This window comes from Streptomyces sp. NPDC048295 (genome assembly GCF_040652135.1).
GTDB lineage: Bacteria > Actinomycetota > Actinomycetes > Streptomycetales > Streptomycetaceae > Streptomyces.
Window position 1 is genome coordinate 138719 of the sequence record NZ_JBEZLL010000012.1, and the last position, 25698, is coordinate 164416.

The following is a 25698-nucleotide window of genomic DNA, read 5'->3' on the forward strand; positions in this document are numbered from 1 at the left end:
TCCCCTGCTCAGATCGTCGGCCAGGCACTGTGGACGAACCACCCCTGCGGTGCCGTCTTGTCCAGCAAGATGCGCACTTCGGTGCCGCCCGGAGATCCCCTGTCGGCGAGGGGCGGAGATCCGGACGCCTGGGCGTCCTGGGGGTGGAGTTTGCGGTTGGTCGTACCTCCCAGCCACACGGGAAGCTGGCTCGCGGTAGCCGCATGGCTGTCCATGCGCAAAAAACAGACCCCGGAACCCACCACAGGAACGATGGTCTGAATTTTGCCCTTTTTAAGAATTTCGACTCTGAACGCCGTCCAGTCCTGCATGACTTCCGACACCGCGTTCTGGATGCAGGTGCTCGCGTCACCATTTCCAGCGAATGCCCCTGCCATTCCGCCACATTTAGGAATATTGGTGGCCGCGCGATAGGCGACCCAGTCCTCACTGACGGTGGAGCCGAGGACCGCAGGAGCCAGGGCGTTCAAGTCCCTTGACCGGCCCAGCACATGCCGCCCTGCGATGTGGCCGCTTTGGTGACCTGCGGCATCCTCTCCGGAGGCACCTCTGGTCCTGCGCGGATCCTTCTTGGCGAGATGGCCGACGAGGTCCTTGTCCGCCGCGCCGCCTATACGCCGGGCCAGCTCCGCCCTGGCCGCATCGCGGTTCGCGCGGCCTTCCGGACCTTTCTGCCCCTTGAGGCGTATCCCCTTCTGCGCGTGCTCCCACAGCTCGACATCGGAGTACACGCCGGGGTCGTACACGGGCTCGGGCGGAAGGGTGTGCGTACCGGTCTGGATGGCCTGTACGTGGACACGAGCGCCGTCGGCATTCGTGGATTCCTTTACCAGCCGGAGCGGAACTCCGTGACTTCCCGCTATGGGCGCGAGGCGAGCAGGAACGGAATCGAGATGCGGTTTCGACAACAGGAGGCGGTCGGCGGCTGCTATGGCCTGCCGCTTCTTGTCATCTGCCGCCCTCCCGGATGCGCCCTCATTCCCCTTGCCCGTTTCGTTGCCCCTGTCCTTGTTCTTGTTCTTGCCCTTGTCCTTCGACTTCCCGGGGAACTTGCTCCGGAGTTTGCTCCACAGCGCCTTCCCCTTCCTGACGATGAAACTGACGATCTTGTCGATGGCGCGGTTGACGGGTTTGGATACGGCGTGGAAGACGGATTTGACCTTGTTGGCGAGGGAGCCGATGCCGAGGAGTGAGGCGAGGAAGCCGATCAGCAGCGGCACACTGGCGGCGAGGGCGGCCTCAACCATCTTCGGGACGCCTGCTGCGCCGCCGTTGGCGATGGCGATGACGGCGTCGAGGACGGAGTTGACGAACTCCACTATCTGGGCGCCCTGGTTCACGATGAACGTGACGATGTCGATGATTCCCTTGACCGCGCGGACGAAGGCGGAGGCGGGGTTGAGGAGGGAGATGATCCAGGTGATCCCCGCGATGATGACGGTGGGGATCAGGTAGCTGGTGAGTTTTTCGAGGATGGTGGCCTTGAGGTTGCCGGCTTCGGCCTCGATTTCTTTGACGGCGCCGGCGGGGCCCTCGGTGGCGAGTTTCTTCGCGACGGGGACGGAGGACTCGACGGCGGTCATGGCCTGGTCGGGGATGCCCTTGCGGGTGATGCGGGCGCGGATGTTGGCCCAGGTCAGGCCGAGGAGGGAGCCGATGAGCTGGATGATGCCCTTGAGGTCGAACCTCTGCGGGAGTGCGAGGCCGGCCTTGACCGCGGTGCCCAGCAGCCAGGACACGACGCCGGTCTTGAGGTGCTCGGCGACGTTGGTGATGAAGAGGTTGAGCCCGGCGCCGACCGCCTTGACGAGGTTGCCGAGGAACCCGATGGGGTCCTTGATGATCTTCATGATCGCGGAGGCGGCCTTGGCCAGGATCCCGAGCAGGAGGTTCTTCAGTTCGTTGATCGTCTTGATGACGCCGACGATCGCGTCCTTCGCCTTGTCGATCAGCCCCTTGTTGGCTTCCTGGAGCTTCTTGATCTCCTCGTCGACCTTGTTCAGCGCCGCCGTGTACTTCGTGGCCAGGTCCTGGACCAGCTGCTCGGACTTCTCGTTGACCGTGGCTTCGAGGTCGTCGAACTTCCCCGCGAAGTCCTTCGCCGCGTCCTCGCCGAACTGACGCAGGTCCGCGGGGAGCTTGTCGACCTCGGCCTTCAGCTCCGCCCGCCCCTTGGCGATACGGGCCTTCGCCTTGCCTAGCTCGGTGCCGATGATGTCCGCCACGGACGAGATGACGCCCTGCATCTGGGAGACGTAGAGCTTGCGGGCCTCCTGGTAGAGGTTGTTGGCCTCCTTGGGCAGGCCCGCGAACTTGTCCTTGACCCAGCGGGCCTTGCCCGTCCACCCCGAGTAGCGCTTGTCCTTGTACTTCTTCATACGGCGCTTGTGGTCGGCGGTGAACGCGTCCCGGGCCGCCTTCTCGCCCGAGGTGAACTTGTCGTCGACCTTCTTGTCCAGCCCGGACAAGGTCTCCTCGACGTCCTTCTTCGTGCCGTCGTAGACCTTCTGGAGCTTCGCCGTGACCTCGGCGCGCTTCTTCTCGTCCTTCGACTTCGTCTCGCCCTTGCCGCCGTCGACCTGCTTGCCCGCCGAAGCCCGGGTCGCGGTCAGCGCGTTCATGGCCTGCGCCCCGGAGGCCGCCGCCCCCGCCTTCGCGGTACTCAGCTGCTGGGCCTCGGCCGCCCTGCCCTTGGCGGGAGCCTTCGCGGAATCGGTCTCGGCTGTCTTCTTCGCCGAGAGGGCCTGGTCGAACTCGGGCTCGTTGCCCTTGGCCAGCTGGTCCTCGGTGACCTCCGCGTCCGCCATCGCCTGGTTGTTGGCCGCCGGGCCCTCGGAGAAGTCCGTCACGGAGGCCGGCTGTTGAGCAGGCACGGCATCCGCCGCGGACGGAGCACCGGGATTGCCCGGCGGTTGGTCCGGGGTCATCGGGGTGACGGGCTTGTCCTTGGCCGCGGACGTGTCGGGCGGGGCCTTCGTCGCCGTGTCGATGTCCTTGGCCGAGGAATCCTTCCCGTCCTTGACCTTCCCGTCGACCTCTCCCTTGATCTTGTCCGCTTTGCCGGACTTGGAGAACTTGTCGGCGTCATCGAGGTTTTTCGGGGCCTGCGCGTCGATGGCCTTGTTCACCGCGTCGATGAACGCCTGCTTGTTGAACTCACCGGGCTTCGCGGCATTCATCTTCTCCGCGTTCGCCGCCTTGCCCTGCGCCTCCTTGTCATCCGGCGGCGCGACCGCCGCATCCTGCGCCGACTTCGACTCGGCGACGGCGGGAGCGTGATGGGCCAGCCGGACCTTCTTCGCCGCCACATCCGACTTCACCTTGCGGAAACCGGGGGCCTGGGCCGCAGCCGGCTTCACCGGCGCCGCATACCGCTGCGCGACCAGCCGGGACACGGCCGCGTTCCCCGCCGCACGCTGCAGACGCTGAAGACCGCGCGGGTCCGGGACAGGGCGCGCCCCGGACGACCGACGGGGTGGAGGTGCTTGTGAACGTGACACTTCGGGCGTGACTGCCACGCCCTCCTGGCGGGGTGTACCTCCACGGCCGGACGCGGAGGCGGGGTCCTTCTCCGGAACCGCCTTCATCCGCCCTCCCGGCCGCACCTGTGCCCTGTCGCCGTCCCAGGGTGTGCGCAGCACCCGCGCGGTACGCAGGACAGGCGCACCGAGCTCGGGGGCAGGACCCATCAGCACCTATGGCACGCGGACGTTGCCCGATCGGGCAACGTTCGCTGCACGGTCGGACGGCCGGGCATCCGTTCCCGTGAACCACACGGCCACCGCCTCCCCCTGGAGCCTCACGGACAAAAGCAATCCACTGAGCGGCCCGGCATCCGTAAGGTTCTGTCATGCCCGAGCTCCAGCGCCTCCGCCCCGACCACGCGCCCGCCCTCCTCGCATTCGAGCAGGAGAACCGCGCGTTCTTCGCCGCATCCGTACCGGACCGGGGCGACGCCTACTTCACCGACTTCGACGCCCGCCTCACCGCCCTGCTCACCGAACAGGCCACCGGGCTCTGCCACTTCCACGTCCTGGTCGACACCGAGGGCGAGGTCCTGGGCCGCTTCAACCTGGTGGACGTCGCGGACGGCTCCGCCGACCTGGGCTTCCGCATGGCCGAGAAGGCCGCCCGCCGAGGCCTGGCCACGGCCACCGTCCTCCACCTCTGCACCCTGGCAGCCACGGAGTACGCCCTGACCACCCTCCGCGCGGCAGCCGCCCTCGACAACACGGCCTCCCGCACGGTCCTGACCCGCACGGGCTTCGTCCCCACGGGCGAAGAGGTCCAGCTGAGCGGGCGGCCGGGGCTCGTCTACGTACGCGGCACAGCGCCGCGGGTCTGACACGGAGCGAAGGTCCCACCGACCATCGGCAGCGCGTTTGCCGAACTGGACTCCCCCTGTCCCACCTCTGCAATACAAGCGAAACGCCCGCGGCGTCATCAACCGCATCTCTGGTGTGTCTCACCGACAGTCCGCCGAACGCATCGCCGGTAGCCGTCCGCTGTGCGACGACGACCCCTTCGCGACCCAGTTCCATCGGCCCCGGCGTGGAGCGGTGCTGCTTTACCCGGTGGCTGACCCCCATCTAGGCGACAGATCATGTAATGCGCGGCAGTATCGATCCGGCCAAGGTCGTCATGGCTATGGCCTTCATCCCGGCCGCTGGCCCCATAGCCAGGTCAGCTCCCTGCCTGCATTTCCGCGTGGTCAACTCTGGAGAAGCAGAGTCGCCAATTATTAGCACCCATGCCGAGAAGTGAGATTGAATCGCTCCACCTGCTGCGGAGGTGTAGAATCCAGCCCAATCCTCTGGCGGGGATCGCAATTGAGATGAAGTGGCGCAAAAATCCCAAGAGGGGCAAGTAATGCCTAGCAATTACCCCTCGCATAGACCTGGGGAAAAATGAGCGACGACTGGGTACCACCAGAAGGGTCGTGGGCGTCTTCGGCCGCGAGGCGGCGGAACATGCAAGCCATCCGTAGCCGCGACACAAAGCCAGAACAACTAATCCGTCGGCTCGTTCATGCCAAAGGTCTGCGTTATCGCGTCGCGACCCGGCCGCTCCCGGACCTACGCCGGACGGCAGACTTGGTTTTCCGTCCAGCGAAGGTCGCGGTCTTCATTGATGGCTGCTATTGGCATGGATGTCCCGAGCACTACGTTCCGCCCAAAACCAACCCCGGCTACTGGTCAGACAAGGTCGCCCGAAACATGGCCCGCGACCGCGATACCGACCAGCGTCTGACTGAAGCGGGCTGGCTGGTCTTGCGGTTCTGGGAGCACCAGGATTCAGACGCTTGCGCCGCGTCGATCGTCAGCGCGGTCTGCAGACGACGCCGCGCTCTGCCCGGGTAGCGAGTCCAGCGACTCTTTCTTGGCCTGTTCGTCACGCTCATGCGCGGCACGCAGCACGTCCGCGATCGCTTGCCCGACCACCTTGGCAACAGGCGGGGGGAAGGCATTGCCTACCTGCCGATATTGTGCGGTTTTACCGCCAGTAAATTTCCAGTCGGCCGGAAACCCCTGGATGATCGAGGCTTGCTCAACTGTCAGCATGGGGCCATCTGGCCCAAATAGGTCACGCCCCTGGCTCTTCTTCACCACGCCCAGGTCGTGGTCATTGGCCACGCCCATGCCAGAGACCCCCAACTGACTCCACGCTGCCTTCGCCCGGCTCGGCCCGAGGTCAGCACCACCGTGCTTCTTCGATCCGCCGACCAGAGTGGGCGCGACACCGCCATCCTTCTTCTCTACGGCAGCCTTAGACGCCTTTTCCTTCCAGCCATCGAGGCACTTCTGCGCCAGCTTTCCAATGTCGCCACCCATTTTCAGATAAGGCTGGTAGCGGCTCTCCATAGACTCTTCCAGAGCGTCGAAGACACTCTTCGGCTCACCTGTCGCAGTAGGCCATACAAATTTCAGATCGCCGAGCACATCTCTGCGAATGGCCACAAGAACAGCTCTCGGCCGCAGCTGGGGGACACCGAAATCGCTGGCTTCAAGCACCTCCCACTCGCACACTTCGTAGCCAAAACCTTCAAAATCCTCTTCAATACCCGTCTCAGGCCGCTTGGCCCGCCCGCCCTGGAGACGCGCTTCAATATAGGTTCGATAGTCTTCGAATTTCGCGTCCTTAATCCCGCGAACGTTTTCGATCATCACCGCCTTCGGGCGCAACTCGTCAACGAGCTCAAGCATTCTCGGGAAGAGGTCGCGCTCATCATCCTTCCCCAACTGCTTTCCTGCATGTGAGAAGGGCGGACAGGGAACTCCGCCAGCAAGAAGGTCGAGGTCACGTTCACCAAGCGGGCCACCCAAAAAAGCAACCGGCTTCTTCAGACCAGATCCAGGTTTCCCCTCGATAGGCAGCGGCAGAAATTCATTGACGTCTCCAGAAATGACGTCACAGTAATCTCGCTCCCAGCTCCATTTTTTCAGCTGCTTAATATTCTCCCTAAGCGTGGCCACGGCGTGCTGATCGATCTCAACGAGAGCGAGATGCTTGAAACCGGCCTGGTGAAGCCCGATGGCCTGTCCGCCAGCGCCTGCGCAGATCTCGATCGAGGTCAGCGTGTGATCATTCGGGCTCACCAGCTGATCCTGGTGTGGCTGACGGGACCGGGACCCCATGGGACTCCTCCTGGCATGGCTGATACAGACATGCAAGTGTCGCATCTACGGCCTTGGATCTCATCGTTCCAGTGCCTCCCACCAGACGAGGTCAGCACCGCCATGCCCAGCCCGCAACCAGGCTGAAAGTTATTGGTGCATGTTCCAGGCCCACTCCGCCGACCTACGCACGCACAGCGCCCCCAAGCGCCCATGGTCACGGGCGTCAGATTCCTGCCCGTGACTTCAGCCACAGCGGCTTGGTCACCTGGCGCGCGGCCCGTCCCCGTGCGCCCGGAACTCCTCTCTCCTTCATGAGGCGCAGGCCACCCTGGAAGAAGCAGCGCTTCAGGAGCTTCCGCCCGGCTGAACGATCAACGGGGCAAGGTCGCGGCCTGCGCCTGCGGCTGGAGGGTGTGCTTCTGCCTTCTGCAGCCCACAGTCGCAGACGCGCACGCTCAAGCGGACAGTGGAGCTGAGGGCTGAAAGGCCCAGACTGGCCGGCTAGCCGCCGGCCAGCTCTCTGCGAGCCGCCACGCCTTCGTAGCAAACCCCGGGGCTATGGCATGAGCAGGGACCTCAAGCCGAACTGACTCCCAGCGCCCGGCCTCGTCCTGGTCCATCGGGACAGCCGAGTGGAGCCATGCACGGCTCACCGTGGCCACATTCACCGCTTCCCCGTCCCTACTGACAAGAACGGCGACCATATGCCACTCTGCGTCCGTAGCCATGACTTCGTACTCATGCCGTGTCAGGTGAACCACAAGGCGGGTGGGGTCGGTCGTTGACTTGACCTCCAGATGCGCGCGCCCCGTGGAATATCCCGCAGCTATGTCGTACCCGTAAGCATCCGATTCCGCAGCCACGTGCCTGACCTGCGGCACGCCGCTCCTCCTGAGCAGTCGCAGGAGCTCCTTTTCACCAGTTGTGCCGACAGCCCTCCTGGCTTCCTCGGCGGCACGGCTCCACTGAGCCCGGGGAACTTCGGACGCTGCCCCCGCATCCCTCAGCTCATTGCCATCAACCTCCACGACAGGGCGTCCCATCGCCGTAACCATCCCTGCCTGCCTCAGCCAGGCGAGGCCCTCGGCATATTGCGCCGGCGTGAGGTCTGCGTACGCGGGATGATTGGCGAAGAGCATGCGAAGCCGAGGCACTCCAGCTCCGCGCAGCTCGGTTAACCAGCGAAGCGCCGCTCGGCGCGTTGCCTCACTGGGCAGCGACGGCATCGACATGCCTCAGCAACGCCCGGACATCGGCCATGTCCATGCCCGCAGCTCCAGACGGTTCGTCCTCAAGATCGGCCAGCTGCTGAACGGAGGGATCGTCCAAGATCCGCCCCATGAATTCGAGCTTCTCTTCGAGCCTCATAGCCACCACCTCATCGATGGTTCCTTCAACCGCGAGCACAGTGACCCGCGTCTCGGTATCCGGAGCCAGGCCGAGCCGGTGAATCCGGTCCAGGCTCTGGAGGAATCGTCCAGCCATGAAGTCGCGGTCGACATACACGGCGTCATGGCAGACGTGGTGCAGGCTGATGCCTTCGCCGAGAGTGGCCGGGTTGGAGAGAAGAACGTGGCAGTCGGGATCCTCACGAAAACGCCTGATCTGCGCCTCCCGGTCAGGCGTCCCACCATGCACGACAGCCGGCCCGTACCCGGAGAAAAGACGCTCCATCGTCGTGATGCTGCGCACGAATGTTGTCCAGACCAGGGTCTTCCGTCCCATCGCGGCATTGGTCGCGACGATGTTCAGTGCTTCCTTGTATTTCGGGGAGAGCTCATGCCGCGGCAGGTTCTGCATCAACGAGTACAGCGACTCGTCCTGAGGAACTTCCAGCGGCGGCACCTGGTAGGTCAACGGTTCATAGCGACTCTCGCCCTCTACAAGCAGCGCAGGGCTGGTGGCTGCCATGAGCAAGCGCAGCATCGCCTTGCCGAGGGCGTCGAAGTCGGCCCGGGATGCCTCAGCCCTCGTCGTAAAGCGCCCAACCAGCGCGTCATACACCTCTCGGTGAAGTTCTGGCATTTTCAGGCGTCTGATGCGGGTCTCGAACGGAGGCAGGCCCAGCTCATTCTTCGTCGTCCGCGTGAAGAGCGGCCGAAGCACCGAGCTGGCGTGCGCGAGATCGCCTCCCGCGACGGCCTGCGTCACCACCCTCCGCCCATGGCCTGGCCAGACGAATGACAGCAAGTTCTCCAGATCCCGCGCCCCGTTCGGAGCCGGTGTCCCAGTCAGAATGAGCCGCCGACGGCTGAGTGGTCCAAGTGCCATGCACGCACTGCCATACGTCCCCTGCGCCCCCAGCTTCATGCGATGCGCTTCGTCAAGAATGATCATTGATGGTGCGCCGCGCAGCCAAGAAGCCAGTGCTGCGAGCGACTTGTCGAGGCGCTCGTAGTTAACAATCAGAATCTCGGCTCTAGGGTCAGGGCTCTTCCCCATGATCGCGGTAAGCGGAGGCTGCTTAAAGCACAGCTCGCTCTCAGAAAGCCATGCTTCATAAGCGGACTTGGGACTCACGACCAGCAGGCGGCGCACCTCGGTGCGCTCCCGCATGGCCGCGTACACAGCCAGTCCCACACGGGTCTTGCCCGCTCCGGGAACGCTGAAGTTGGCACCGTGCTGCAGCGAAAGGAGCCGTGCGATGTCACGCTGCTGGAATTCCGTCAGGTCTCCATGCCAGGCGGAGCCCAGCATCGATTCCACGGCACCGTCATCCGATACCAGGGCCTGGCCGGGGGCCTGGAGCCTCTGTTCTGCCCGGTCAGCATCGTCAAGTACCTCGCCAACCAGCCCACCGAGCTCATCCGTCCAGACAACTGACTCTGGGTGCGGCCAGTCAGCTAGAGCGTCAACACCCACCAGGAAGTCGTCCAGAGACAGTTCCAGAGTGAGCCGGCCGCGCAGACCGCCGCCAGGAAAGCGGGCTGCCAGCCGGTTCAGGTCACTGCGGCACAGCTCAGTGGTACGCAGAATGGCCTTGGTCCGCGATACGTCGAAGCCAATCTGCAGGGACGATTCATCGGCGGTCTCAGTCACTGCTGCTCCTGTCGCACTGCTTCGCGCAGCCACTCAACGCCCTCACCAGGCACTTCAATGCTCTGCGTGGTAGCCAGGGCCAGTTTCCTCAGGGTGGCTTTCAGCTTGAGAACGGCCTCGTCGAGAGCCTCCTCATCCAGACTCCGGGACGCGCTCGCCAGCACCATGTCCGTGATGCACTGCTCGATGTCCTGGCAGGCATCGTTGAGCCGGTCGGGTGCCGCCTGCTTCCGCTTGCGTACGCGAGCGTCCTTGCCTGCCGGCTCAAGAGCATCCTCAACCGCCTTGTGCGCCTCGCCAAAGACCGAAGCAGCCTTCTCGGCCTGGGCCAGGGAGACCTTGTCCCCTGCACGGATCACGGCCTTCGCCCGCAGGACCGAGTCGGTAAACGCGCGGGCTGAGACCACCTGTGGAACCTCAGCCTTCACCGCCCGGCCGAGTCCGGGGATGACTCGTGCGGTCTCTGCTGCGGGCGCAGATTTCAGCTCATCCGGGAGCCGGTGCTCCAAGTACCGTGCACGGAAGTCAGCTTCGATGAGACGGACGTCAGTCTTGGAGAAGTCCATCACAATCGCAGCCAGGCGGTTCTCTTTGAGCAGCTCCGCCCTCTTCGGATCAGCCTTGGATTCTTTTCCGTAGGCACGATGCACCTCTCGGAGCTTCTCCTGAGCATCCTCAAAGTCCAGCAGCCGAAGCTGTGCCTCTTCGGTCGTAGACCTGTCCCTCAGATCCCGCAGACAGGCAAGAACCCACAAGTCCTGCTCCGCCGTCGACTCCCTGATCCGGAAGTCCCGCGCGACCTCCTTCAGAGGCCGGCCGGCCTCGACCTGCTCATCGATGGTCAGCAGTCTGTTGATGTACGAGTACGGCCGACGAGTGTCGTGCCGCAGCTGGAGCGAAAGCTCAACCTTGTTGATGTCCGCCCAGGTGCATGAGTCGGGAAGCACGGCCACCCGGATGTCCGGGACACCAAGTTCCCGCAGCGCTGCAGCACGGGTGTTGCCGTTGACCAGGATTCCCTCGCGGGTAATGAGCCCTGGCTCGTTCTGCCGGAAGTCCTTGAGGCTCTGCTTCAGCTCGTCGAAATCCTTGTCCCTCTTCGAAGGATCGGAAGGCTCCGCCTGAAGCAGGTACTGGAGGTAGTCCTGGCTCTCGTCGCTCCACGGGTCGTCATCGAGCCTGCGATCCCGCTGAGGTTCGAAACTGCGCTGAGCCCGGATACGGTGGGTGCCCGGGTTGTAGTAGAGCGACTCCACAGGCATGTCGATGACCTGCACAACTTCAGGCTTCGTACGCCACTCGATCGTCAGGGTTTCCTGAAGTCCCGAGCCGGCGGCTACGTCTTTGAGGCGCTGCTCTACGACATCCTTGTTTCTGGCCGCGTGCGGAGGCAGGCCAATCTCTCCGACGTTCATGCTCACAGTAAGTTCTCCTCTGGCTGGCGGAAGGTGCAGATCGGTGGGGCCGCCGTTGTGGACGACCCCACCACGGTCATGGGGAAGCCGCTCAGGCGGGGGGCAGTCCAAGAGCCTCACGGACCTTGTCCCTGGACTCCGCCGGCAGCGTACGGAAGTCGGCCCAGAGCCGCTCCACAGCCCCGAACTCCCGCTCGTCCGCGACGACCCAGTCCGCCAGCATCTGACGCTGCAACCCGCCGAGCCTTGAGATTCCTTCGATCACGGCGCCCAAGTCTGCTTCCAGTCCGCGGCCACCCACCCGACAGCGATTGCACTCCGCCACGAACTGAACCGCGCTGCTGCCGTCCGGCTGCTTCACCTTCCGCCGGGCGATATCAATCTGAGCTGACTCGAACGAGCCGGCGTAGACCTGCCCGGGAGTGATCCCACACGACCGGCAACGGTTGCCGTCCGCGGCGAGGACCTTCCGCCGCTGAGTCTCCGTGATGGACGAGCTGGCCTTGGTGGCCTTGCCCGGCTCCCAGACGGGCTGCCCCTGGGCAACGAACCGCTGCTCATGCTGGCCCAGCAGCGCGTCTTCCCGGTGCGTGTCGATCTTCCACCCGTAGTCGCGCAGGTCACGTACCCGGCGATCCGCCTGGCTGATCCCAGGGAAGGCGTTCTTGACGTCCTCCTTGGTGAAAACGTTGTCCTCCCCGACGACCGTAACGAGCCACAGCGCGGCGCGCTTCATGGTGCCGAACTTTCCGTCCTGCCACGACGGCAGAGTCATTCGCATTCCCCTTATGTAGGCATATGGCAGCCCGAACGAGAGCCACGCGAAGACCGCTGGCACCCCTTGTAGACGTGACAAGTCTTCTCGCATGACGCCCCATCACGCCAGCCTGTACGGGGTTTCGAGGGGAGATGGAAAACATTCAAGCAGCCTGAAATCTGGCCGTGTCCTCCACAATTGGTTGTTCATCACCGAACCACCGGATGAACGGAAGCCGCGCGTGACGCCCAAGCCGAAGAAGTGGAAAGAGCTGTCGAGTGACATCAGCGCAGCCCACCGCGTCCTGGTGGCGGCGATGCGCGAGGTCCGGGAGTGCAGTCCGAGAACCCAGGCGGAGATCGCCAAGGATGCCCGCCAAGCGCCCACAACGCTGTCCAACCATCTCAACGGGGGCAGAATCCCTGAGGAGTCCCTTCTTCGGGACTTCTACGGGGTCATCGAGAAGGACACCGCAGCGCCACTGCCGCACACGCTAGGGGCCTTGCTGGATCTCCGTGTCCACGCTCAGAAGCGGCACTGCGACTGCTGCAGCATCGGGTACCCGACCGCTGACGCACCGGCGAATGAGGAGCAGCCGGCTTCCCGAGCTGTTCAGAAACCACCGACCAGGCGAGTACCACGCCTTAGCCACAGGTCCCGTCGGCGCAGTCTTTCAATGCTGCAGGAACGGATGAGGGTGCCGGTCCCCCTGCCTGAGGGGGACCGGCACCCTGCAGAAGCCGCCGAGCTCACCTGGAGCGAGACCGGACTTGTGGCCCGCTACCTCGCTGACGGCCAGAGTCGCGACGCGGATCTCCTGCTTTGGCAGGCAGGCACGTCGTACGCGGCCGACGAGATCGTCAGAGCTGTCGCCTCGTGTCGGTCTGCTGGCTTGACGGAAGCAGCCGAGACCATACTGATCAATGCCGCCGAACGCGCGGACAGGCAAGCCGTCTTGAACATCACGGCCGCGTTCAGCAGCGCCGGCCGGCATGACGATGTCGGGTTCCTGCTGACTGCGGCCATGCGGGAATCCGCGTGATTACCTACACAACCACCACAGTCAGCAGGCCTTCGCTTCTGCCTCGAAGTGCATCTGCGCGCGATCCAGCAGCCCGTCCGGGTCGCTGCCCCGGGCCGTGGCCCAGTGCAGGAGGTCGGCGATGAGATCGGTGGCAGATTCCTCAAGAATCTGGACAGAGCGGCCCCGCAGCAAGGGTGGCGCACCAGCATCGCGTCGGTATTCCATCAGTGCCGCCTCAGCGCGACGCACCCGGCGGGAGCCTGTCTCCACGCCGGCAGTCAGCTCGCACCAGACAGACTTACCCGTCGCTGTCAGCAGCGTTCCCCAGTCCAGGGCCATGCCGGCCAGCAGGTGCAGGCCCCTGCCACCCTCATCGTCACCGGTCACCGGTTCGAGCACCGGCACTTGGTAACTCTTGTCATGGAGTTCGATCCGCAGTCGTTCCCCTGCCGTCTCCATCACCAAGGTCGCGGCGACGCCCCTGCCCACATGCTTGATCACGTTGGCGGCCAGCTCGCTCACCACAAGCTCGGCTTCTTCGGTCAAGGCCGACAAGCTCCACTCCGTGAGCTGCTTTCTGACGGCTCTCCGCAGCCCACGGACCTGCGTCGGCTCAGCCTCGAACGGCAGAACGCTGCGGAGTTGCGAGCTGCTGTCGTATCCGGACATGGACTCTCCTTCCGGCGCCACATCAGCCCTGCACCCGCCGTATCGAACCGACTGCGCTGAGTGGTCAGGCTTGCGAGTATGGCAGCAAGAAGTCTCTTCATGAAACTTCTCACGAGAATCGATCGGGTGAATCCGGATGGCTGCAACTAGGAGCAGACATAGCCTGATTGGTGCCGACGAGCCTCAGTACATGCGGAACGGAAGGTCATCATTCATGTCCGTCAGGACCACGACACGTCGCCGGCAGCTCGGCGCGATGATGCGCAAGTTGCGCGCGCGGAAGGGCATGACGCTGGAGGAGGCCGGTCGGCTCGTCGGCATCTCAAAGGCCACGGTCAGCCGCTACGAGACCCAGGAAGGACCGGTCAAGTGGCCCATCGCCGACGCGCTCTGTCGGCAGTACAACGCAAGCGACGCAGAGCGGAATGCTGTGGTCGCCCTGGCGAAGGACGCGAAACAGCAGGGCTGGTGGGGGCCGTACACGGATTCCATCCCCGCTGACATGAATCTCCTGCTGACGCTCGAAGACGAGGCTGTTCGCGAGGATCACTTCTCCAGCACCTACGTACCCGGGCTGCTGCAGACGCGGAACTACAGCACAGCGATTCAAGGCGCCAGCGAGATGCGGCTGGCACCCGAGGAGATCCAGCGTCTGGTGGATATCCGCATGAAGCGCCAGGAGATCCTGAGCCGTCCGAAGCCTCCCCACCTGTGGGCGATCCTCGACGAGTCCGTGATCCGGCGCGTAGTCGGATCCGCCGAGAGTATGCGCGATCAGCTGGGCCACCTGCTCGAAGCCAACAACTCGCAGCACATCACCCTGCAGGTACTGCCCTTCTCCAAGGGTGCTCACGGCGCGGCCCTGGGCAGTTTCGTGATTCTCGGCGGGGCCGAAGCAAGCCTGGACGTTGTGTATGTCGACCTGCATGTCGGCCCACTGTTCATGGAGAAGGACGAGGAACTCGACCGATACAGACTTGCGTTCGACTACCTGCGTGCACAAGCGTTGGACATGGCCGCGTCGTCGGCCTTGATCGAGCGCGTCCGCAAGGAGATGTAATGCTTCCGGTACCCCACTCCCCCGAGTCTCTCCACTGGTTCAAGTCGTCCCACAGCGGAGCGAATACGACTGAGTGTGTTGAGGCTGCCCGCCTCCCCCAGTCCACCGCGGTCCGCGATTCGAAGGCCGCTGGCGGTCCGGTGCTTGTGTTCGGCAATGCGTCGTGGATGGGATTCCTTGCCGGCATACGGCACCAGCAGTTCAATGCGTGACAGAGCCCTGCGCATCCGTATTCCACCGCACCTGGGTGAGGTACGTCGTTCCGCTCCGTAGCTCGTGAGCCGACGTCCGGCCGGTCACTGCGCCCCACGTCAGCGACCGTCGATGCTCCGACGTGCCTGGGCGATCACGTGTTGGGCCTCCGCTCCGAACACAGCGGATTCACTCAGGGTCTGCCACGCCCGCTGGTACGTGGTGATGGTGTCGGAGTCGTCCAGCCACAGCTCCGCGTGCCAGTCCTCGGTGACCACGAGGCGGCCGTCGAAGCACCAGAAGCCGTTGGCCGGAGGGACCTTCACCGGTGCGTGGAGGGGGACGATTCCGAGGTGGACGGTGTCCATGCCGATGACGCCGGCCAGGCGGTCCAGCTGGGCGGCGAGTACGTGGGGAGGGCAGATCAAGCTGCGGAGTGCGGGTTCCCAGATGAGGACGTGGAGTCGTTTGCCCGGACGGTACAGCCACTCCTGCCGCTGCATTCGCGAGCGGACGGCTTCTTCTGTGTCTCGGACCGAGTTCTGCAGCTCCGCGTACCTGAGGAAGACGTGGCGCGCGTAGTCGGCTGTCTGAAGCATGCCCGACACCATGGCCGGTTCCCACTCGTGGATGGTGGTGGCACCGGCGACCAGTTCGTTCCAGGTGTCCTGCACCGGGCGGTGGCCGGAGGCGAGCTGCCGTCGCCATGAGCGAACGTGTGACTCGAATCCACGCAGTCGCGCTTCGAGTTCCTCGTGCACCTCTGGGTGGCCGGTGGCCACGGCCCACAGCCGTAGGTCTTCGGAGGACGCGGTTTGGCGGCCGTTCTCCAGTTTGCTGATCTTGGACTGGGTCCACCCCAGGCGCACGGCCAGTTCTGCACCGGTGAGCCGCCCGCCTGGGCACGTGATGCGGAGCTCCCGGAGCCTGGTGCCCAGGGCTGCCCGTGCCTGTTGGTAGTCCGTACTCACCGGTTCAGCGCAGCTTTCAGTCGAGCCGATCGATGTCAGCCGCGAACATCTCATGCGGGACTGCGTGATGCCATGCCGCGTCACGGGCCAGGGAGCAGCGCACCACTTCTGCCGGCTCGGTGATGAGTTCGACGTCCACGAGTTGATCGGCGGGGTCGAAGTTCAGCCGCGCCACAAGTCGCGAGTCGAAGATCCAGAAGTCCTCCTCCGGCAGGCCGAGCCGTGCCGCTTCATTCCTCCGCAGATTCCTGATGTCCTCGCCGATGACGGTGTTTCGCTTGGCGTTGTCGAGGAGGTAGAGCTGGCCGGGGGTCGGCGGGGCGTCGACGATGCGGACTCGCTCGACCCGCTTGCCCTGCGCCGTCTGGGCTCGGATCATGGCGCAGTACGGGTCCTCGAAGTCCCAGTCGGCACTACCGGTCTCAGCGAACTGCCGGTATGTGTCGGCGACTTCGTCGCTTGCGTAGCGCCGCCGGGTCTCCAGCCTCCATGCCGTGTGCTTGAACGTCCTGAACAGGTTCTCGAACTCGTCCAGGCCAATGATTCTCGCTGCCCGGGTGGCGTCTCTCGGCGCATAGTCGACCAGGAGTTCCCTCGGCACGACGACAGCTACTTCACCGTCCGACAGGTGCTGCAGCTGGGCCACGTCCTCGGGATCGCTGAGTGGTGGTCCATGAACAATGACTTCGCGGCTGTCGAGATCCTCGTGGAGCGAAGAACAGCCCGTGCCACCGCTGCCCGTGCCGTTGAACCACAGTCTGCGTGCCATGCCGACCGGCCTCTCGTTCGGAAACTCTCCCGGTTGAAGGGTCTCCGCTGCCCTCCGGGAATGTCGATGCATGACTGGGGCCGACGCGAGAATATTCGAGAATATCGATTCGCTCCGCCAACTGGGCCTGTCTAGCGTCTCCTTCGTGAGTGAACCCAGGACGACAATGGCCGCGCCGGTGCACGTGGTGGACCCTCCAGCAGCACCCGGACCCAACGCTGGGTGCGATGTATGCGGAGCGCTCGTACGAGAACGCAAGAAGGCTGCCGGATCGCGTGACTGGTCAACGGTCACCGACTGCGACGTTGAACTGCGACGGCACCAGGATGAGCATCCGTGACGGCCTTCCGGGTGCGTGCCGCCTACCGCTACGTGCTGCATCGCATCACCGAGCACCCCGACACGGACACCACGTTCGAAGCCGAATGCCTTTGGTGCAGCTGGGTCGCGGCGCCTTCGACGGACTCCGCGAGCGTCGATGTGGAATGCATGGGCCACACCGGGCTCAGCGGGCACAAGAGCTTTCGTCGCATCCGCACGTCATTCGCCGTGGTTGTGCGCAGCTGAGCCGACTCGTGGTTCCTGATCCACATGAGGGCAGGGCCACCGACCGACCCATGGGCTGGAGCGACGGTCAGCACGTGGCCCTGCGTGTCACCCGGCGCACGTCGTCGACGTGGCGCAAGCCGGCGGACGCGGCGGCGGGCGAGACGGGTGGCAGCAGTGAGTCCAGGGCGTCCGCTCCTGGTTCGTACGCCTGGACCCTGGAGCTGGAGCGCCGCGGGAAGGGGCTGGTCCTGTACTTCTTCTTCGGTGACCCCGACAGCCGCAACACGTACTACCTGGAGAAGGCGCGGCAGCCGTCAGGCCTCGCCCGGTAGCGGCGTCGCCGGTGTGGTGTTGATCCTTGCGAAGCGTTCTCGCCACGGCAGGTGGCCGGGCTCCGGGGTGGGGGGCGCGGAGTACATGGCGTTCGCTGCGATCAGGCGGCACGGGGTGCATTCCGTCTCGTCCAGCAGGGGGCGGAAGGTGTGTGCGTCGCCCGGGCCCTGGCACTCGATCAGTTCGCGGGGGCGTGTGGGGTCGTAGGACTCGGGGGTCGTCCGGGGTTCGGGGAGTTTCTGGGCCAGGCGGTAGCGGAGGAAGCCGACGGCCGAGCGCACGCCCTCTCTCGGGCGTTCGGCGAGCAGGGCCTGGCGGAGGTCGGACTCGCTCTGGCCGCGCTCCAGCCACTTGACCGCTTCGACGGCCAGCCCGGCGGCCTCGCGTACGCCCAGGTGCAGTTCGCGGCGGGAGTGGCGCAGGGAGAGCAGGACGCGTTCGGCGCGAGCCAGCAGGGCGGGGTCCGCTGTCGAGGGCGGGCGATCCGGTTCGGAGGCGCCGGAAGGTTCGCGGGCGCCGGAAGGTTCGGAGGGTGGGTGGGGAGTGGTTTTATCACTGTGGTCTTCTACCGGTTCATAGCCACCGGCCGTCCGGGCAGTCGGTACGCCGACCGTCGGTAAGTGCCTGCTCGGTGGCACGGCGGCGGGCGCGGGGGCCGGTGGGGTTCCTCGCACGTGGGCCGCCTGCTCGCTCGACAGGGCGGTGTTCGCGATGAGTTGCTCGGTGATCCAGCGACCGCCGTGAGCCTGGTTGCGCCACTCGTGTACGTAGCCGTTCTCGACCAGCAGCCGCTTCGCCTTCTGGTACGCGCGGCCCTTGATGCCCAGCTTCTGGGCCAGTTCGCCCAGGGGCTTGAAGGTGGTGCTGTCAGGGAGGCTCTGGACGTAGAGGAGCAGGATCTTCGCGTCGCTGTTCAGGCGCGAGTGGCGGATGACATCGTTCGATGCCTTCGTATAGCGCGCAGAGGGCGCGATAGCATGACGCAACATTTCCGGTGGGTCTCTCTCCACTGGTGGTGTAGGCCCTCGGAATGGTGTTGGCGCACCGCCGGGGGCCGCCCATGTGCGCGTGAACACACAGAGCGTGATGACGTCGTCACCGTACCGCATCCTCTTCGCTTGATCCGCCCGCCGGAAAAACTATGGTCCGATCGAGGGTGGCTGACGCACCATCACGAGTACGTGCAGTCACATAGCACACACGGAACGTAACTTTTCCTCGGGGTGGAGACCCCCCTCCCCACCGTGGAATCCACGGTTCTCGGTCAGCCCTTTGGAGAGACGAAGTGATGACGACCAGGTTCCAGCGCCCCGGCAGACTGGCCCGCGTGGCCGCCACGGCAGCCGCGGCTGCGGCCATCGCGCTGCTCCCCGGCACCGGCACGGCCGACGCCGCCGACGCCAGCCACCTGCCGCCCGGTGTGATCAAGCTCCAGGACGGCGAGCCCTGCCCGCCGGCCACCCTGTGCCTGTACCGCGACTACAACAACCGGGGTCCGGCCTACGGCGTCGGCGCCGGCTACGACGTCGACCTGCGCGCGCTGCCCATGAGCGGTGGCGCCAACGGGCCCACCGCGGCCAACGAAGTCTCCTCCTGGGTGAACAACACCAGCCACGTCACCATTCTGATCGACAGGGACAAGGAGCAGTTCCGCCCGCTGTTCCCGCACGAGTCCCTCCAGGAGCCCCGGGCGACGAACGACACGGTCGACTTCATCGCCTGGGCGTAGCACCGGCCGCGACCGGCCGGATCCGCGTTCTGAATGACTGAGCAGGGTCGGGGACCGAAGTGACAGCTGTCGCTCCCCTTCCGGTCCCCGACCCCTGCCGGGAGTCCCGCGGGCGGCCTGGGTGCATAGATCACCGCGTGGGTCCGAGTCAAGCGAGCCACGCCCACGATTCCCCGTACGTGTGAGCCTCTTTGCGCCACATGCGGCCCGTCGCCACCGCTCCGCCGCCGCCGGGCGTGGCAGTGCCGCGCGATGAAACAGCACCTTTTCGGACCGTGCCGTCAGGCAGCCCGGGTATCCGCCCGTTTGTCCGGTCCTCGTTCTACCAACCACTCAGATACACAGTCGTGTTGGAAGGAACGAGGCACCATGGCTCAATGGCAGAAGATCCCTGGGGGACTCACGGCGATCTCGGCCGGCTCCAGGACCAACGTGTGGGGCGTCAACGCCAACGCCAACATCTACCGCTACACCGGAGACGACGCCAACCCCTGGGTCCAGATCCCCGGCGGCCTCACCGACATCGGCGCAGCAGCCGACGGCACCGTATGGGGCGTCAACGCCAACGCAAGCATCTACCGCTACACCGGCGACCAGGGCGACGCCAACCACTGGAAGAAGATCCCCGGCGGCCTCACCCGCATCTCCGCCGGCTCCAGAACCAACGTCTGGGGCGTCAACGCCAACGCCAACATCTACCGCTACACCGGAGACGACGCCAACCCCTGGGTCCAGATCCCCGGCGGCCTCACCGACATCGGCGCAGCAGCCGACGGCACCGTATGGGGCGTCAACGCCAACGGAAACATCTACCGCTACACCGGCGACCAGGGCGACGCCAACCACTGGAAGAAGATCCCCGGCGGCCTCACCCGCATCTCCGCCGGCTCCAGAACCAACGTCTGGGGCGTCAACGCCAACGCCAACATCTACCGCTACACCGGAGACGACGCCAACCCCTGGGTCCAGATCCCCGGCGCACTGACCGACATCGGCGCAGCAGCCGACGGCACCGTATGGGGCGTCAACGCCGCCGGGGACATCTACCGCTACACCGGCGACCAGCCGGGCTGATCCGTCCCCGTCGCCTGCCGGATATGACCGTGGCCCGGCCGCTCGGGGCGGCCGGGCCACGGTTCACGGTTCACGTCGAGCGTGCCGGATCAGATCAGGCCCTGTGCCAGCATCGCGTCCGCGACCAGTTCGAAGCCGGCGATGTTGGCGCCGACCACGTAGTTGCCGGGGCTGCCGTAGCGCTCCGCGGTGGTGTAGCAGGAGTCGTGGATGTGGCGCATGATCTCCGCGAGGCGCTCCTCGGTGTGGGCGAAGGTCCAGGAGTCGCGCGAGGCGTTCTGCTGCATCTCCAGGGCGCTGGTGGCCACGCCGCCCGCGTTGGCCGCCTTGCCGGGGGCGAAGGCTACGCCCGCCTCCTGGAGGACGCGGACGGCCTCCGGGGTGGTGGGCATGTTGGCGCCCTCGGCGACCGCCTTCACGCCGTTGCGCACCAGGGCCACGGCGTCGGCCTCGTGGAGTTCGTTCTGGGTGGCGCAGGGCAGGGCCACGTCGCAGGGGACGTTCCAGACGCCGGTGCCGGGGACGTACTTGACGTGCTCGCCGCGGCGTTCCGCGTACTCGGAGACGCGGCCGCGGCCGGCCTCCTTGATCTCCTTGAGGAGGGCGAGGTCGATGCCCTTCTCGTCCACGACGTAGCCGTTGGAGTCGGAGCAGGTCACCACGGTCGCGCCGAGCTGCTGGGCCTTCTCGATCGCGTAGATCGCGACATTACCCGAGCCCGAGACGACGATGCGCTGGCCGTCGAGGGACTCGCCCCGGCTGCGGAGCATCTCGGCGGTGAACATCACGCAGCCGTAGCCGGTCGCCTCGGTGCGTGCCTGGGCGCCGCCCCAGCCGAGGCCCTTTCCGGTGAGTACGCCGGACTCGTAGCGATTGGTGATCCGCTTGTACTGGCCGAACAGGTAGCCGATCTCCCGCCCGCCGACGCCGATGTCACCGGCGGGGACATCGGTGTACTCGCCGAGGTGGCGGTGGAGTTCGGTCATGAACGACTGGCAGAACCGCATGATCTCGGCGTCCGAGCGGCCCTTGGGGTCGAAGTCCGCGCCGCCCTTGCCGCCGCCGATGGGCATGCCGGTGAGCGCGTTCTTGAAGATCTGCTCGAAGCCGAGGAACTTCACGATGCCGAGGTTGACCGAGGGGTGGAAGCGGAGCCCGCCCTTGTACGGTCCCAGCGAGCTGCTGAACTCGACGCGGAAGCCGCGGTTCACGTGGATGTCGCCGGAGTCGTCGGACCACGGCACCCGGAAGATGAGCTGGCGCTCGGGCTCGCAGACCCGCTCGATGATCCTGGCGTCCACGAACTCCGGCCGCTTCGCGAGGACCGGGCCGAGGGTTTCGAGGACCTCCCGGACCGCCTGGTGGAATTCCTTCTCGCCCTGGTTGCGCCGGAGGATCTCGGCATACAGCGGCTCGATCACGCGGCTCTCGGTGGCGTGCGGGGTTACGGAATCAGGGGTGGCCTGCATCAGGGTCAAGACCTTCCGTCGATGGGCATCGCGCGCGAAGACGCCCCCGTCCCGGGGGCGCCAGCGGTCCCCCCTCCCCATTGAGGGCGTCGCCCAGACATCGCACGCTTGCGGCTCACGGAAGCGACGTACAGAACCGTTGTGGCATACCCATTCTCCCAGTCGCCCCGGAGGTTCTTTCAAGTGGACCCGTGCAATGCGGCCCGATCACTGCGGCCCGGCCTCGCGGCGCAGCATCCACAGCCCCGTTCCGGACGCGAGGACGACCGCTCCGGAGACCACGCTCAGCGCGATGTGCAGACCGTTGTTCTCCATCAGGTTGAGCGAGACGTTCGCGACGACCGCCGCGCAGAGCACGATCCACAGCAGTGCTTTCATGGGTTCCTCCGTGGCCTGGCCGGGTGATGTCTCCATCCTGCTGAGCAGTGACGGACGCCACGATGGGCTGGTCCCCCGGATGCGTGGTGTAGCCAGCTGTACCACGGTGCCGGTGGCCCTAGGGTTTGCCGGGTGTGGATCACCGAGGGCACCGGGACGCGCGACGGGGAACGCGACAGGCAGGGCGTGCGGGGCCCCACCGGGGCGGACCCGGGTTCGGCGCGGTGGTGGGTGCCGGGTGTCGCCGTGCTCGTCGTCGTGCCGCTGTACGTGCTGTGGGCACGGGTACTGGCCACCGGCGGCGGTGATCTGGCGGCGCAGTTCGCCTGGGCCGGCTTCGCCTCCCGGCATCCGGGGTCCGCGTACAACCTCTCCTGGTACGGAGGGATGCACACCGCCAACTACAGCCTGCTGACGCCGCCGCTCATGGCGGTGTTCGGGGTGCGGACGGTGACCGTCGCGGCGGGGCTCTGCGGGTCGTGGGCGCTGGGGCGGCTCTGTGTGCGCGGCGGGGTGCGATGGCCGTTCGCGGTCGCGGTGCTGGGTTCGCTCACGCTCTGGTGCAATGTCGCGTCCGGCCGCACCACGTTCGCGCTGGGCGTCGCGATCGGGCTGGTCGCGCTGCTGTACGTACGGCGCGGTACGGGCCTCGCGGCCGGGTCCGCGGCCGGGTCCGCGGCCGGGTCCGCGGCCGGATGCGCGGCGCTGGCGACGGCGGCGAGTCCGGTGGCGGGGCTGTTCCTGGTGGTGGCGGGCGCGGCGTACGGGCTGGACCGGCAGTGGCGGCGGGCGGCCGCGCTCTCCGTGCCGCCGTTCGTGGTGGTGGCCGCGACGACGGTGGTGTTCCCGTTCACGGGTGAGCAGCCGATGGCGGTGAGCAAGCTGTGGATGCCGTTGGCGGCCTGCGCGGCGCTGTGGCTCGCGGCGCCGAGCGAGGGCGGCTGGCGGGTGGTCCGGTTCGCGAGCCCGGTGTACGCGGTCGGCGTCGTCCTGACGTTCCTGATCCCCTCCCCCATCGGGACGAACGTGGAGCGGCTGGTGGGCCTGTTCGGCCCGCCCGTGCTGCTGGCGGCGCTGGCGGCCGTCCTGACGAAGGGCCCCGGGTGGGAGCGGGGCGGCACGGCGGTACGGGTGCGGGCCGTGCTGCTCGCCGGGATGCTGGCGTACAGCTCCGGCTGGCTGGTCGACAAGACCGGTGACGATCTGCGCGTCTCCAGCGCCGTGCCCGCCTGGGCGGAACACACCGACGCGGTGGTCGCCGAGCTGCGCCGGCTCGGTGCCGGGCGGACCCGGGTGGAGGTCGTACCGGCCCGCAACCACCGCGAGGCGGCGGTGCTCGCGCCGTACGTGAACATGGCGCGCGGCTGGAACCGGCAGCTCGACGTGGAGCGCGGGCGGCTGTTCTACGAGGGGAAGCCGACCCCGGCGGCGTACCGGGCCTGGCTGGACCGGTGGGCCGTGGGCCTCGTCGTGCTGCACGACGGCAGACCGGACGGGCCGGCCGAGGCGGAGGCGGCACTCGTCCGGCGCGGCGCCGACTGGCTGGAGCCGGTGTGGCAGGACGCGCGGTGGCGGATCTACCGGGTGCGCGGGGCCGTACCGCTGGTCTCCGCGCCGGGCGCCGCCGTACGCGGGGACGACGCCTCCCTGGTGGTACGGATGCCCGCGTCCGGGTCGGTGACGGTACGGATCGCGTACTCGCCGTGGCTGCGGGCGGACGGCGGCGGGTGCCTGCGGCGGGACGGCGAGTGGACCCGGCTGACGGTGGGGAGGGCCGGGGAGTACCGGCTGGACTCGCGCTACCGGCTGTGGCCGTCCGGATCCTGCTGACGCGACGGGCGGGGCTCGGCGGGGCAGGGGGGACTGGCGGGGCAGGCGGGACGGGCGGGGCTGACGCGGCGAGCAGGGCTCGGCCCCGGCGGTGGCCGTCCGGAGCCTGCTGACGAGCCTGGCGGGGCGGGGGGACGGGCGGGGACTGGCAAGGCTGACGGGACGGGCGGGGCTGACGCGGCGAGCAGGGCTCGGCTCCGGCGATGGCCGTCCGGAGCCTGCTGACGGGACTGGCGGGGCGGGCGGGGCGGGGGGACGGGCGGGGACTGGCAAGGCTGACGGGACGGGCGGGGCTGACGCGGGGAGCAGGGCTCGGCTCCGGCGATGGCCGTCCGGAGCCTGCTGATGGGACTGGCGGGGCGGGCGCGGCAGGCGCGGCGGACGCGGCTCGGCGGGTACGGACCCGGGCCCGGAGGCTGTCGGACGGCCCCGGACCGGCAGCCGCTCAGTCCGTGACGCCCAGGTCCCGGCGCATCAGCCCGCGCATCGTGTCGAGTCGGGGGTCGGCCGCCTTCAGGTCCTCCAGGGCCTGTTCGACACCCTCGCCCTCGCGGGCGACGCCCCGGTCGAGGCGTTTGACGGTGGCGTCACCGGCGGCGAGCACCCGGTTGAGGTCGCGGGACGCCTGCAGTATCCGTTCCGGGACGATCATCTGCGCCTCGGCGTAGCGGTCGCGGTGGTCGAGGCGGGCCTCTTCGAGCTGGGTGCGCTCCTGCTCCGTGTAGACGCCGTCACGGATGCGGTGCAGGGCGTCCTTGAGGAGGGTGTGGAACTGCCGGGAGGCCCGGTTCATGGCGGTGTACTGGGCGCGCCGCTCCTCGAACCTCCGCTGCTCGTCCGCCAGTCGGGCCTCCTCGGCGCGCTGGCGTACGGCCAGCCGTTGTGTGAACACCGGGGCGAGGAGGGTGCCGAGCACTCCGACTACTGCGGTGATCATGGCGGTGACGGCGGCGGTCATGGCTGCGAGCGTAGTGCGGGGCGGGGCGGGGGCGGCGTGGGCCGGGGCCTGCCCGTTCCCGGCTCACGCCGCCCCCGCCCGCCGCACGGGCCGCCCCGCCGCCCGTACCGCCGCACCGCACCCCGCACCTGCCGCACCCCGCAGGCCCCGTGTCAGGCCGCCGCGTTCTCCGTGATCGTGACCTTGCCCTTGCGGATGGTCGCCAGTCGCGGTGCCCGCCGGGCGATGGCGCTGTCGTGCGTGACCATGACGAAGGTCAGGCCGTGCTCCTTCCACATGGTCTCCAGCACCTCCATGACCTCGTCGCGCATCGACTCGTCGAGGTTGCCGGTGGGCTCGTCGGCGAGCAGCACCTTCGGCTGCTTGACCAGGGCACGGGCGATCGCCACCCGCTGCTGCTGGCCCCCGGACATCTCGCTGGGCAGGTGCCCGAGCCGCTCGCCGAGGCCGACGGAGTCCAGTGCCTCGGCGGCCCGCCTGCGACGCTCGGCCGCCCGGCCGCCGAGCGGTACGAGCGCGGTCTCGACGTTCTCCTGGGCGGTGAGCGTCGGGATGAGGTTGAAGCTCTGGAAGACGAAGCCGATGTTCTCGGCGCGCACCTTGGTGAGCTTGGCCTCGCCGAGCTTCGCGAGGTCCACGCCGTCGAGTTCGACGCTGCCGCTCGTGGGGCGGTCCAGGCCGCCGAGCATCTGCAGCAGTGTGGACTTGCCGCCGCCGGTGGGGCCCTGGATGACCAGCCGGCCGCCGTCCTCGATGGTCAGATCGACACCGGCCAGCGCGTCGACGGTGGACTTGCCGCGCGCATAGCGCTTGGTGACGTCTCTGAGCGTGTACATGGGTCAACTCCTGCTGGGACTGAGGGGGA

General features: G+C 66.7%; 24 protein-coding genes. 10 read left to right on the forward strand and 14 right to left on the reverse strand.

Features of this window, described 5'->3' with window-relative positions; translation table 11 throughout:
• Positions 1-8 precede the first annotated feature (8 nt).
• Positions 9-3587, reverse strand: coding sequence for a hypothetical protein (locus tag AB0D53_RS19695; protein ID WP_362448248.1), 3579 nt, complete (start codon positions 3585-3587; stop codon positions 9-11).
• Positions 3588-3850: 263 nt separating this feature from the next.
• On the opposite strand from AB0D53_RS19695, the gene AB0D53_RS19700 reads away from it, so the two are divergent.
• The gene (locus tag AB0D53_RS19700) at positions 3851-4345 is read left to right on the forward strand and encodes a GNAT family N-acetyltransferase (protein ID WP_362448011.1); all 495 of its coding nucleotides are present in this window, start codon (positions 3851-3853) and stop codon (positions 4343-4345) included.
• 562 nt (positions 4346-4907) lie between these two features.
• Positions 4908-5360 carry a very short patch repair endonuclease gene (locus AB0D53_RS19705; protein WP_362448014.1) on the forward strand — a complete coding sequence of 151 codons (453 nt, stop codon included), beginning with the start codon at positions 4908-4910 and terminating at the stop codon, positions 5358-5360.
• Here the strand turns inward: AB0D53_RS19705 and dcm are convergent.
• The 5 genes from dcm to AB0D53_RS19730 all read right to left on the reverse strand — a co-directional run bounded on the left by dcm (position 5295) and on the right by AB0D53_RS19730 (position 11846).
• On the reverse strand, positions 5295-6596 hold the full coding sequence (gene dcm / locus AB0D53_RS19710; protein ID WP_362448017.1) for a DNA (cytosine-5-)-methyltransferase: 1302 nt from the start codon (positions 6594-6596) through the stop codon (positions 5295-5297). The genes AB0D53_RS19705 and dcm overlap by 66 nt on opposite strands.
• 476 nt (positions 6597-7072) lie before the next feature.
• Complete coding sequence (locus tag AB0D53_RS19715; RefSeq protein ID WP_362448020.1) at positions 7073-7849, reverse strand: DUF3883 domain-containing protein; 777 nt, start codon at positions 7847-7849, stop codon at positions 7073-7075.
• Positions 7824-9656, reverse strand: a complete 1833-nt coding sequence (locus AB0D53_RS19720; protein WP_362448023.1) for a DEAD/DEAH box helicase — start codon at positions 9654-9656, stop codon at positions 7824-7826. The genes AB0D53_RS19715 and AB0D53_RS19720 overlap by 26 nt, the downstream gene beginning before the upstream one ends.
• Complete coding sequence (locus AB0D53_RS19725; protein ID WP_362448251.1) at positions 9653-11071, reverse strand: transcriptional regulator; 1419 nt, start codon at positions 11069-11071, stop codon at positions 9653-9655. The genes AB0D53_RS19720 and AB0D53_RS19725 overlap by 4 nt, the downstream gene beginning before the upstream one ends.
• Before the next feature lie 91 nt (positions 11072-11162).
• Positions 11163-11846, reverse strand: coding sequence for a hypothetical protein (locus tag AB0D53_RS19730; protein WP_362448026.1), 684 nt, complete (start codon positions 11844-11846; stop codon positions 11163-11165).
• 223 nt (positions 11847-12069) lie between these two features.
• Here AB0D53_RS19730 and AB0D53_RS19735 point away from each other — a divergent pair, with 223 nt between their 5' ends.
• Positions 12070-12870, forward strand: coding sequence for a hypothetical protein (locus tag AB0D53_RS19735; protein WP_362448029.1), 801 nt, complete (start codon positions 12070-12072; stop codon positions 12868-12870).
• A gap of 21 nt (positions 12871-12891) precedes the next feature.
• Here the strand turns inward: AB0D53_RS19735 and AB0D53_RS19740 are convergent, their stop codons facing one another.
• Entirely contained in the window at positions 12892-13521 is a 630-nt protein-coding gene (locus AB0D53_RS19740; RefSeq protein ID WP_362448032.1) for an ATP-binding protein, read from the reverse strand.
• A gap of 214 nt (positions 13522-13735) precedes the next feature.
• Between AB0D53_RS19740 and AB0D53_RS19745 the strand changes: the two genes are divergently transcribed.
• Positions 13736-14581: a helix-turn-helix transcriptional regulator gene (locus AB0D53_RS19745; protein ID WP_362448035.1), complete on the forward strand. Its 846-nt coding sequence runs from the start codon at positions 13736-13738 to the stop codon at positions 14579-14581.
• Entirely contained in the window at positions 14581-14793 is a 213-nt protein-coding gene (locus tag AB0D53_RS19750; protein WP_362448038.1) for a DUF397 domain-containing protein, read from the forward strand. The genes AB0D53_RS19745 and AB0D53_RS19750 overlap by 1 nt, the downstream gene beginning before the upstream one ends.
• Positions 14794-14892: 99 nt before the next feature.
• On the opposite strand, the gene AB0D53_RS19755 is transcribed toward AB0D53_RS19750, so the two are convergent.
• A complete protein-coding gene (locus AB0D53_RS19755; RefSeq protein WP_362448041.1) occupies positions 14893-15744 on the reverse strand; it encodes a helix-turn-helix transcriptional regulator in 852 nt (283 codons plus the stop codon).
• Positions 15745-15760: 16 nt separating this feature from the next.
• On the reverse strand, positions 15761-16513 hold the full coding sequence (locus AB0D53_RS19760; RefSeq protein WP_362448044.1) for a DUF6879 family protein: 753 nt from the start codon (positions 16511-16513) through the stop codon (positions 15761-15763).
• A 336-nt stretch (positions 16514-16849) separates the two neighbouring features.
• Here AB0D53_RS19760 and AB0D53_RS19765 point away from each other — a divergent pair, with 336 nt between their 5' ends.
• The gene (locus tag AB0D53_RS19765) at positions 16850-17080 is read left to right on the forward strand and encodes a hypothetical protein (RefSeq protein ID WP_362448047.1); all 231 of its coding nucleotides are present in this window, start codon (positions 16850-16852) and stop codon (positions 17078-17080) included.
• Positions 17081-17154: 74 nt separating this feature from the next.
• Positions 17155-17394, forward strand: coding sequence for a hypothetical protein (locus AB0D53_RS19770; protein ID WP_362448050.1), 240 nt, complete (start codon positions 17155-17157; stop codon positions 17392-17394).
• Here AB0D53_RS19770 and AB0D53_RS19775 read toward each other — a convergent pair.
• Positions 17377-18384, reverse strand: coding sequence for a hypothetical protein (locus tag AB0D53_RS19775; RefSeq protein WP_362448053.1), 1008 nt, complete (start codon positions 18382-18384; stop codon positions 17377-17379). The two genes, AB0D53_RS19770 and AB0D53_RS19775, sit on opposite strands and share 18 nt — an antisense overlap.
• Positions 18385-18683: 299 nt before the next feature.
• On the opposite strand from AB0D53_RS19775, the gene AB0D53_RS19780 reads away from it, so the two are divergent.
• Together AB0D53_RS19780 and AB0D53_RS19785 are read left to right on the forward strand one after the other, a co-directional pair.
• Entirely contained in the window at positions 18684-19124 is a 441-nt protein-coding gene (locus AB0D53_RS19780; protein WP_362448056.1) for a peptidase inhibitor family I36 protein, read from the forward strand.
• A gap of 369 nt (positions 19125-19493) precedes the next feature.
• Complete coding sequence (locus AB0D53_RS19785) at positions 19494-20198, forward strand: tectonin domain-containing protein (RefSeq protein ID WP_362448059.1); 705 nt, start codon at positions 19494-19496, stop codon at positions 20196-20198.
• 89 nt (positions 20199-20287) lie between these two features.
• Here AB0D53_RS19785 and gdhA read toward each other — a convergent pair whose 3' ends face one another.
• Together gdhA and AB0D53_RS19795 are read right to left on the reverse strand one after the other, a co-directional pair.
• Positions 20288-21667, reverse strand: a complete 1380-nt coding sequence (gdhA, locus tag AB0D53_RS19790) for an NADP-specific glutamate dehydrogenase (RefSeq protein ID WP_329818838.1) — start codon at positions 21665-21667, stop codon at positions 20288-20290.
• 207 nt (positions 21668-21874) lie between these two features.
• A complete protein-coding gene (locus AB0D53_RS19795; protein WP_362448064.1) occupies positions 21875-22045 on the reverse strand; it encodes a hypothetical protein in 171 nt (56 codons plus the stop codon).
• A 231-nt stretch (positions 22046-22276) separates the two neighbouring features.
• Here AB0D53_RS19795 and AB0D53_RS19800 point away from each other — a divergent pair, with 231 nt between their 5' ends.
• On the forward strand, positions 22277-23875 hold the full coding sequence (locus AB0D53_RS19800) for a hypothetical protein (protein WP_362448254.1): 1599 nt from the start codon (positions 22277-22279) through the stop codon (positions 23873-23875).
• Between the two features lie 445 nt (positions 23876-24320).
• Here the strand turns inward: AB0D53_RS19800 and AB0D53_RS19805 are convergent, their stop codons facing one another.
• Both AB0D53_RS19805 and AB0D53_RS19810 read right to left on the reverse strand, forming a co-directional pair.
• Positions 24321-24833, reverse strand: coding sequence for a hypothetical protein (locus AB0D53_RS19805; RefSeq protein ID WP_362448067.1), 513 nt, complete (start codon positions 24831-24833; stop codon positions 24321-24323).
• Positions 24834-24985: 152 nt separating this feature from the next.
• A complete protein-coding gene (locus tag AB0D53_RS19810; protein WP_362448070.1) occupies positions 24986-25669 on the reverse strand; it encodes an ABC transporter ATP-binding protein in 684 nt (227 codons plus the stop codon).
• Positions 25670-25698 lie beyond the last annotated feature (29 nt).

Coding starts and splice junctions, on each gene's coding strand:
- AB0D53_RS19695 (WP_362448248.1), bottom strand. CDS start 3,587: ATGAAGGCGGTTCCGGAGAAGGACCCCGCCTCCGCGTCCGGCCGTGGA.
- AB0D53_RS19700 (WP_362448011.1), top strand. CDS start 3,851: ATGCCCGAGCTCCAGCGCCTCCGCCCCGACCACGCGCCCGCCCTCCTC.
- AB0D53_RS19705 (WP_362448014.1), top strand. CDS start 4,908: ATGAGCGACGACTGGGTACCACCAGAAGGGTCGTGGGCGTCTTCGGCC.
- AB0D53_RS19715 (WP_362448020.1), bottom strand. CDS start 7,849: ATGTCGATGCCGTCGCTGCCCAGTGAGGCAACGCGCCGAGCGGCGCTT.
- AB0D53_RS19725 (WP_362448251.1), bottom strand. CDS start 11,071: ATGAACGTCGGAGAGATTGGCCTGCCTCCGCACGCGGCCAGAAACAAG.
- AB0D53_RS19730 (WP_362448026.1), bottom strand. CDS start 11,846: ATGACTCTGCCGTCGTGGCAGGACGGAAAGTTCGGCACCATGAAGCGC.
- AB0D53_RS19740 (WP_362448032.1), bottom strand. CDS start 13,521: ATGTCCGGATACGACAGCAGCTCGCAACTCCGCAGCGTTCTGCCGTTC.
- AB0D53_RS19745 (WP_362448035.1), top strand. CDS start 13,736: ATGTCCGTCAGGACCACGACACGTCGCCGGCAGCTCGGCGCGATGATG.
- AB0D53_RS19750 (WP_362448038.1), top strand. CDS start 14,581: ATGCTTCCGGTACCCCACTCCCCCGAGTCTCTCCACTGGTTCAAGTCG.
- AB0D53_RS19760 (WP_362448044.1), bottom strand. CDS start 16,513: ATGGCACGCAGACTGTGGTTCAACGGCACGGGCAGCGGTGGCACGGGC.
- AB0D53_RS19775 (WP_362448053.1), bottom strand. CDS start 18,384: ATGTTGCGTCATGCTATCGCGCCCTCTGCGCGCTATACGAAGGCATCG.
- AB0D53_RS19780 (WP_362448056.1), top strand. CDS start 18,684: ATGACGACCAGGTTCCAGCGCCCCGGCAGACTGGCCCGCGTGGCCGCC.
- AB0D53_RS19785 (WP_362448059.1), top strand. CDS start 19,494: ATGGCTCAATGGCAGAAGATCCCTGGGGGACTCACGGCGATCTCGGCC.
- gdhA (WP_329818838.1), bottom strand. CDS start 21,667: ATGCAGGCCACCCCTGATTCCGTAACCCCGCACGCCACCGAGAGCCGC.
- AB0D53_RS19795 (WP_362448064.1), bottom strand. CDS start 22,045: ATGAAAGCACTGCTGTGGATCGTGCTCTGCGCGGCGGTCGTCGCGAAC.
- AB0D53_RS19805 (WP_362448067.1), bottom strand. CDS start 24,833: ATGACCGCCGCCGTCACCGCCATGATCACCGCAGTAGTCGGAGTGCTC.
- AB0D53_RS19810 (WP_362448070.1), bottom strand. CDS start 25,669: ATGTACACGCTCAGAGACGTCACCAAGCGCTATGCGCGCGGCAAGTCC.